Genomic DNA, 6,431 nt, shown 5'->3' with positions numbered 1-6,431 from the left:
GTTGGTGGTGGATCGTTCGGTGGTGGTGGCGGCGCGGTTGGACACGGGGGCGTTGCGGGCGGATCCGCCGGCCCTCTTCCGCAACCTCGTCCGCCGCAGCCCCGCCGCGGCCCGTCAGGCCCAGGCGGCGGCCCCGTCCGTCGCGGCAGGGGCAGCGGCACCGGCCCTGGCGGACCTCGCACCGGAGGCACGCGACCGCGCCGTGCTGGACCTCGTCCGCAACCTGCTGGCAGAGGTGCTCGGCCACCGCTCGGCGAGTGCGATCCCGCTGGACCGCGGCCTGCTCGACCTGGGCCTGGACTCGCTCGGCGCGGTCGACCTGCGCAACCGGCTGAACGCCGCCACCGGCCTGCGGCTGCCCGCCACCGCGCTGTTCGACCACCCGACCGGTACCGCGCTGGCCGCCCACATCAGCGCCGAACTGGCGCCCGCCGCCACGGCGGGGGCCTCGCCGGTCCCGGCCCCGGCGCGGTCGCTGCTGGAGCTGGTCGCGGAGCTGGAGGCCGCGACCTCGGGAGCGGCGGACCGGCCGGCCGGGGACGGCACCCCGGACGGACTGGACGAGGCCGTCGAACGGCTCCAGGACGCGTTGGCCCGCCTTCGCACCGCCCAGGGGGACACCGGCGTGCAGCAGCTGGACGAGGTGTCCGACGACGAGTTGTTCGACTTCATCGACGGGCAGCTCGGGGCCTGAGGAACGGGTGGGCCGGGCTGTGCGGAGCCCGGCCCACCGCTTGATGACTGAATGTCATATTCCGCTGTGCGCTGAATATTTGAACCGTCCGCACTATTTCGCCATGTGAACATTGCATTGCGGAGCGGGCTGTGACCGGGGGTCTTGGCTAGTGTGAGGGCATCGCACGCTTGGTCGATGAGCTGCGGCGCCGCCGGTGGTGGCCAACCGACAGGCGTCGGCCGCCAGAAGGGGGACACTCAGCGATGGTGGTCACGGAATCCCTGATCCGACCCACCCAGTCTGTCCGGGCGGCGGAGGCGGACGAGCTCCGCACCGTGCTCGGCAGCCTCGACGACCGGCTCGGCCGGGTCGCCGAACTCATCGGTGAACCCGGTTCGGGCAAGACAAGACTGCTCGCCGATCTGGCCGTGGAGGCCGAACAGCGCGGCGCCGTGGTGCTGCGGGGCCGGGCCACCGAGGCGAGTTCGACGATGCGCTGCCAGGTGCTCATCGACACGCTGGGCCGCTGGGCCGCGGCCGGCCTGGACGACCAGCGGCTGGACGCCCTGGGCGCGCTCGTGCGCCAGCTGTCCTTCGGGCCGGGCGCGCAGACCATCCCGGCGGACGTACCGCCCTCCCGGTGGGTCTGCCACTACTACGCGACGCTCGTGCAGCAGCTCCGTGCCTGCGCCGTGAACGGCCTGGTGATCCTGCTGGACGACGCGCACTGGCTGGACGAGGGCACTCTCGAACTGCTCGACTACCTGGTCCAGCGACCGGTCGCCGCTCCGGTGGTGGTGGTGGCCTCGTACCGGCCGAAGCAGGCGCCCGCACAGCTGGCCGGCCTGTTCGCGCACGGCATCGAGCTGGGCACCGCCGAGCGGGTCGAACTGGCGCCGCTCGACGCGCGCCGCAGTGCCGCCCTGCTGGGGATGCCCGCCGACTCGCCCGCCCTGCGCCGGCTGCACCGGGAGGCCGGGGGCAACCCGCTCTACCTGCTGGCCCTGGCCGCCGAGGCGGCCGCCCGGGCCGACAGCCGGTGCGCCGACGACGGGGAGGACGAGGCCGAGCCGGCGGATCCGGCCCTGCCGGTGCAGTTCACCGCGCGGATCTCGGCCGAGTTCGCCGCCCTGGACGAGGACCAGCAGCAGGCCGCCGCCGCGGGCGCCGTCCTGGGCGCGCGGTTCGACGCCGCCGGGGTGTCGGCGCTGACCGGCCTGGCGAAGGGCGCGACCTGCGGTCTGCTGGACGGACTGGTCCGGCGCGATCTGGTCCGGGCGGTGCCCGGCACCGATCAACTGGCCTTCCGCCACCCGCTGGTACGCCGCGCGGTGTACGCCGCGGTGGACTCCTGCTGGCGGATCGAGGCGCACCGCAAGGCGCTGGACTTCCTGGCCGTGCGCGGGGTCGCGAACACCGAACTCGCGGAGCACGTGCAGCGCTCCGGGCCGGGGGACGGCGAGTGGGACCACATGGTCCTGGCGGCGGCGGCCCGGGAGGCCCTGGGATCGGGTGACACCCGGTCGGCGGCCAGTCTGCTGCCGCAGGCCCTGCGGTTGCTGACGGTCCGTGGGCGCGCCGAGGAGGCCGTCGAGCTGCGGGCGCTGGCGCGCCGGGTCGGGGAGGCCTCGGCGGGTGAGACGCCGGAGGCGGTGCTCGGGTGCGGCATGCCGCTGCCCGACGGGCAGCCCGCGCGGCACAGTCAGGCGGAGGCGTCGGTGACGCTGCTGTCGGCGCTGACGGAGCGGGAGCGGGAGGTGGCGGACCTGGCCAGCACCGGTCAGCGGACCAGGCAGATCGCCGCCGAGCTGCGGCTGAGTCCGCGCACCGTGGACGTCCACCTGACCAGGATCTACCGCAAGCTCAACATCAGCTCGCGGGCGGCGCTGGCCCGGTTGGTGGTGGAGTCCGGCCGCCGGGTGGGCGATCTGGCGGGCTGACGCGGCCGCGGCTCCGGCCGTCGGCGCGGCAGGGTTGGCAGGCGTCAGGGTGTCGGCGCGGCAGGGTTGGTAGGCGTCAGGGTGCGGGCAGGCCGGTCGGCTTGCTATTCGGAGGGCCCCTCCGTATCGTTGGAGTCCGCAGGCAGGAGTGTCCGTTTCCGGGCGCGCCCGCGTGCTGTCCGGCTGCTCGCACCGCGGGCCGAGCCGGCCGACCGGCTGTCCGACCGGCCTCGATGCCGACCCCCGTGCCGGGGGCCCCGGCGTGCCGGGCCGACGCCTCTCATCTCTTCCGCGCCCCGCCGGCCGGGGCCGCGCCCATCCGGAGGACCACCATGCCCCAGTCCGGCCCTGTGCCGATCTCCGTCCTCGACCTCTCCCCGGTGCAGGTCGGCCAGACCTCCGCCGACGCGCTCCGCGAGAGCGTCGCGCTCGCCCGGGCCACCGAGGAGCTCGGCTACCACCGCTACTGGCTCGCCGAGCACCACAACACCCCCGGCGCCGCCAGCTCCGCCCCGGCCATCCTGATCGGGCAGATCGCCGCCGCGACCTCCCGCCTGCGGGTCGGCTCCGGCGGCGTGATGCTCCCCAACCACGCCCCGCTGGTGGTGGCCGAGCAGTTCGGCACGCTGGCCGCCCTGCACCCGGGCCGGATCGACCTCGGCCTCGGCCGGGCGCCGGGCACCGACCCGGTGACCGCCCAGGCCCTGCGCCGCTCGGCCGGCCCGCTGGCCGCGGGTGACTTCCCGCGCCAGGCCGTCGAGCTGCTCGGCTACTTCGACGAGCAGCAGACCGCGCCGGACGCCGCAGTCCGCGCCGTGCCCGCCGAGGGCAACCGCCCCGACGTGTGGGTGCTCGGCTCGGGTCTCAGCAGTGCCGAGCTGGCCGGCTCGCTGGGCCTGCCCTTCGCGTACGCGCACCAGTTCAACGCGCAGCTCACCGTGCCGGCCCTGCGGACGTACCGGGAGTCCTTCCGTCCCTCCGCCACGCTCGACCGTCCGTACGCGCTGGTCGCTGCGTTCGTGCTGGCCGCGGAGACGGCGGAGGAGGCCGACTGGCGGGCGGGGCCGATCCGGCTCGCCGCGCTGCGGACCGTCCGCTCGGGCGGGCGCCAGGACCGCTACCCGACGGCGGAGGAGGCGGCCGCCTACCGCTACAGCGCGCAGGACCGGCAGATCGTGGACGGCTTCCTCGGGCAGCAGGTGATCGGCGACCGGGCGGTGGTCCGCGAGCGGGTCGCCAAGCTGATCGCGGCGGGTGCCGACGAGTTCATGGCGATGACGGTCTCGGCCGACCACGCCACCCGGGTGGAGTCGTACCGGATCCTCGCCGAGGAGGTCGCGGCGCTGGGCACCGGCCCGCTCGCGGGCGCCCAGCAGGGCTGATCCGGACCGGGGCTCGGCCGGCCCGTCCGCCGCACGGAGATCGTGCGGCGGGCGGCCGGGTCAGGCCCCGGCGGGGTGCCGCAGGCCGTCCGCCAGCACGGTGAACAGCCGCTCGAACTGCTCCGGGTCGCCGCCGCCCTGCTCCAGTGACCAGACCAGTGCGTTCACCAGGGTCACCGCGTCGGACATCGAGACGTCGGCCCGTATGCCGCCGGAGAGCTGGGCCCGCTGGAGCAGTTTGCCGGCGGCGTGCAGCATGCCGGCGCAGGACTCGAACTCCGTCCGCTCGTCGACCAGGTTCACCATCACGGTGGAGGCCAGGCCCCGGTAGCGGGCGGCGTACGCTGCCAGGTCGCGCAGCCAGAGCAGCAGGCCGGCCGCCGGGTCGGGTGTGGCGGCGAGGACGTTGGCGCGGGACTCCAGGGTGGCCATGCTCTCCTGGAGGACGGCTTCCAGGAGGGCGGCGCGGGTCGGGAAGTGCCGGTAGAGCGTGCCGATGCCGACACCGGCCCGCCGGGCCACCTCCTCCAGGGAGGCCTCGGTGCCCTGCTCCTCAAGAACCGTCGCGGCGGCTGCCAGCAGTCGCTCGTAGTTGCGGCGGGCGTCGGCGCGCATCGGGCGGGTCTTGGCGGGCTGAGAGGTCGTCATGTATCACTCCGGATAGGCTTGCAAAGCGGAGGGCTCCTCCGTATTGTATTCGGAGGGGCCCTCCTATTCTACCGGGTCACCCGAATTTCCGAGTGCGGCCCAGTTCCGCGCCCGGCCCGACCTGCCGGATCCGAAGCCCCGTCCTGCCGGGGCGCGAACCTCCGCAGAGGTCTGCCGGATCCAACACCTACGTGCACACGGCCCTGTGGAGGCTATCGTGACGACCTCGTCCACCCCGTCCGCGACCCTGCGGGACGAGGCGGATCCGCCGGGATCAGCACAGTCCGGCCCGTCCCGTCCTGGCATCACTCTGGCGATCATCGCGGTCTGCCAACTGATGATCATTCTTGACGCGACCATTGTGAACGTCGCACTTCCCGATATTCAGAAGGACCTGGAGTTCTCCGGCTCCACCCTGTCCTGGGTGCTGAACGCCTACGCCCTCACCTTCGGCGGGCTGCTGCTGCTCGGCGGCCGGTTCGGTGACATCCTCGGCCGCCGCAAGGTGTTCGTCGCCGGCGTCCTGCTGTTCACCGTGGCCTCGCTGATCGGCGGCATCACGCCCAACGGCGGCCTGCTGCTGGTGGCCCGCGCCCTCCAGGGCGTCGGCGCGGCGCTCGCGGCGCCCGGCACGCTTGCTCTCATCGCCACCAACTTCGCCGAGGGCCCGGCCCGCACCAAGGCGATGGGCGTCTACGGCGGGGTCACCGGCTCCGGCGCGGCGCTCGGCCTGATCCTGGGCGGCGTGCTCACCGACGCCGCCTCCTGGCGCTGGGTCTTCTTCGTCAACATCCCGTTCGGTCTGGCCATCGCGCTGCTCTCGCCGCGCTTCGTCCGCGAGTCGGAGCGCCACCCGGGCCGGTTCGACCTGCTCGGCGCCCTCACCTCCACCGGCGGCATGGCCCTGCTGGTGTACGCCTTCATCAACGCCGCCTCCGAGGGCTGGAGCGACGGCGTGACGCTGGCCTGCTTCGCCGGTGCGATCGTCCTGCTCGGCGCGTTCCTGCTGATCGAGACCCGGGCCGCCCAGCCGATCCTGCCGCTGCGGCTGTTCCGCAACCGCGACCGGGCGATCCTGCTCGGCGCGATGCTGTTCCTGTCCGGCAACCTGACCGGCATGTTCTTCTTCCTGACGCAGTTCGTCCAGGAGGTCCTGAAGTTCAGCCCGATCAAGGCGGGCTTCGGCTTCGTGCCGGTCGCCTTCTCGCTGATCGCGGCCGCCGGCGTCGTGATGAAGCAGCTCCCCAAGGTCGGCGTGAAGCCCTTCATGCTGACCGGCAGCATCCTGGCCACCGGCGGCATGGTCTGGCTGGCCCAGCTCGACGCGGGCAGCTCGTACGTCGGCGGCCTGCTCGGCCCGATGCTGCTGATCGGTGTCGGCGCCGGGTTCTTCACCGTCCCGCTGACCATCGTCGCGGTGGCCGGTGTCGAGGCGGAGGACGCGGGCGCCGCGTCCAGCCTGCTCAACGTCGCCACCCAGGTCGGCGGCGCGCTCGGCCTCGCCATCCTGGTGACGGTCTTCAGCAGCTCCGCCAAGGACGAGCTGGCCAACCCGCCGGCCGGTCTCGCCCCGGCCGACCTGCCGGCGCACCTGCTCGCGGTGGGCAGCGCCAACGCCTTCTGGGTCGGCTCTGCGCTCGCCCTGGTCAGCGTGGTCGCCGTCGTGTTCGCCCGGCCGAAGGACGTCCCGACGGACGCGGCGTCCATCATGGCCGCGGTCGGCTGATCCGCTCCACCCCCGCTCCACCCGCAACGGCGAGGGCCGCGGTACCGGATCCGGTACCG

5 protein-coding genes are annotated in these 6,431 nt (G+C 73.9%); 4 read left to right on the top strand and 1 reads right to left on the bottom strand.

Annotated features, from left to right (window positions below; translation table 11 throughout):
* From ACFUK0_RS38995 to ACFUK0_RS38985, 3 genes are all read left to right on the top strand, one after another.
* Positions 1-694: phosphopantetheine-binding protein (locus ACFUK0_RS38995; protein ID WP_380258622.1), on the top strand; the 694-nt coding region annotated here is incomplete at its 5' end.
* A gap of 245 nt (positions 695-939) precedes the next feature.
* Positions 940-2,616, top strand: a complete 1,677-nt coding sequence (locus ACFUK0_RS38990) for a LuxR C-terminal-related transcriptional regulator (RefSeq protein ID WP_380258620.1) — start codon at positions 940-942, stop codon at positions 2,614-2,616.
* Between the two features lie 332 nt (positions 2,617-2,948).
* The gene (locus ACFUK0_RS38985; RefSeq protein ID WP_380258618.1) at positions 2,949-3,998 is read left to right on the top strand and encodes an LLM class flavin-dependent oxidoreductase; all 1,050 of its coding nucleotides are present in this window, start codon (positions 2,949-2,951) and stop codon (positions 3,996-3,998) included.
* A gap of 60 nt (positions 3,999-4,058) precedes the next feature.
* Here ACFUK0_RS38985 and ACFUK0_RS38980 read toward each other — a convergent pair whose 3' ends face one another.
* Positions 4,059-4,646, bottom strand: a complete 588-nt coding sequence (locus ACFUK0_RS38980) for a TetR/AcrR family transcriptional regulator (protein WP_380258616.1) — start codon at positions 4,644-4,646, stop codon at positions 4,059-4,061.
* A gap of 217 nt (positions 4,647-4,863) precedes the next feature.
* On the opposite strand from ACFUK0_RS38980, the gene ACFUK0_RS38975 reads away from it, so the two are divergent.
* Entirely contained in the window at positions 4,864-6,372 is a 1,509-nt protein-coding gene (locus tag ACFUK0_RS38975; RefSeq protein ID WP_380258614.1) for an MFS transporter, read from the top strand.
* Positions 6,373-6,431 lie beyond the last annotated feature (59 nt).

The organism is Kitasatospora sp. NPDC057223, from assembly GCF_042669755.1.
Taxonomy (GTDB): Bacteria; Actinomycetota; Actinomycetes; order Streptomycetales; family Streptomycetaceae; genus Kitasatospora.
Note: the sequence above shows the minus strand (reverse complement) of the source record. Positions and strands in the feature narration are given on the sequence as shown.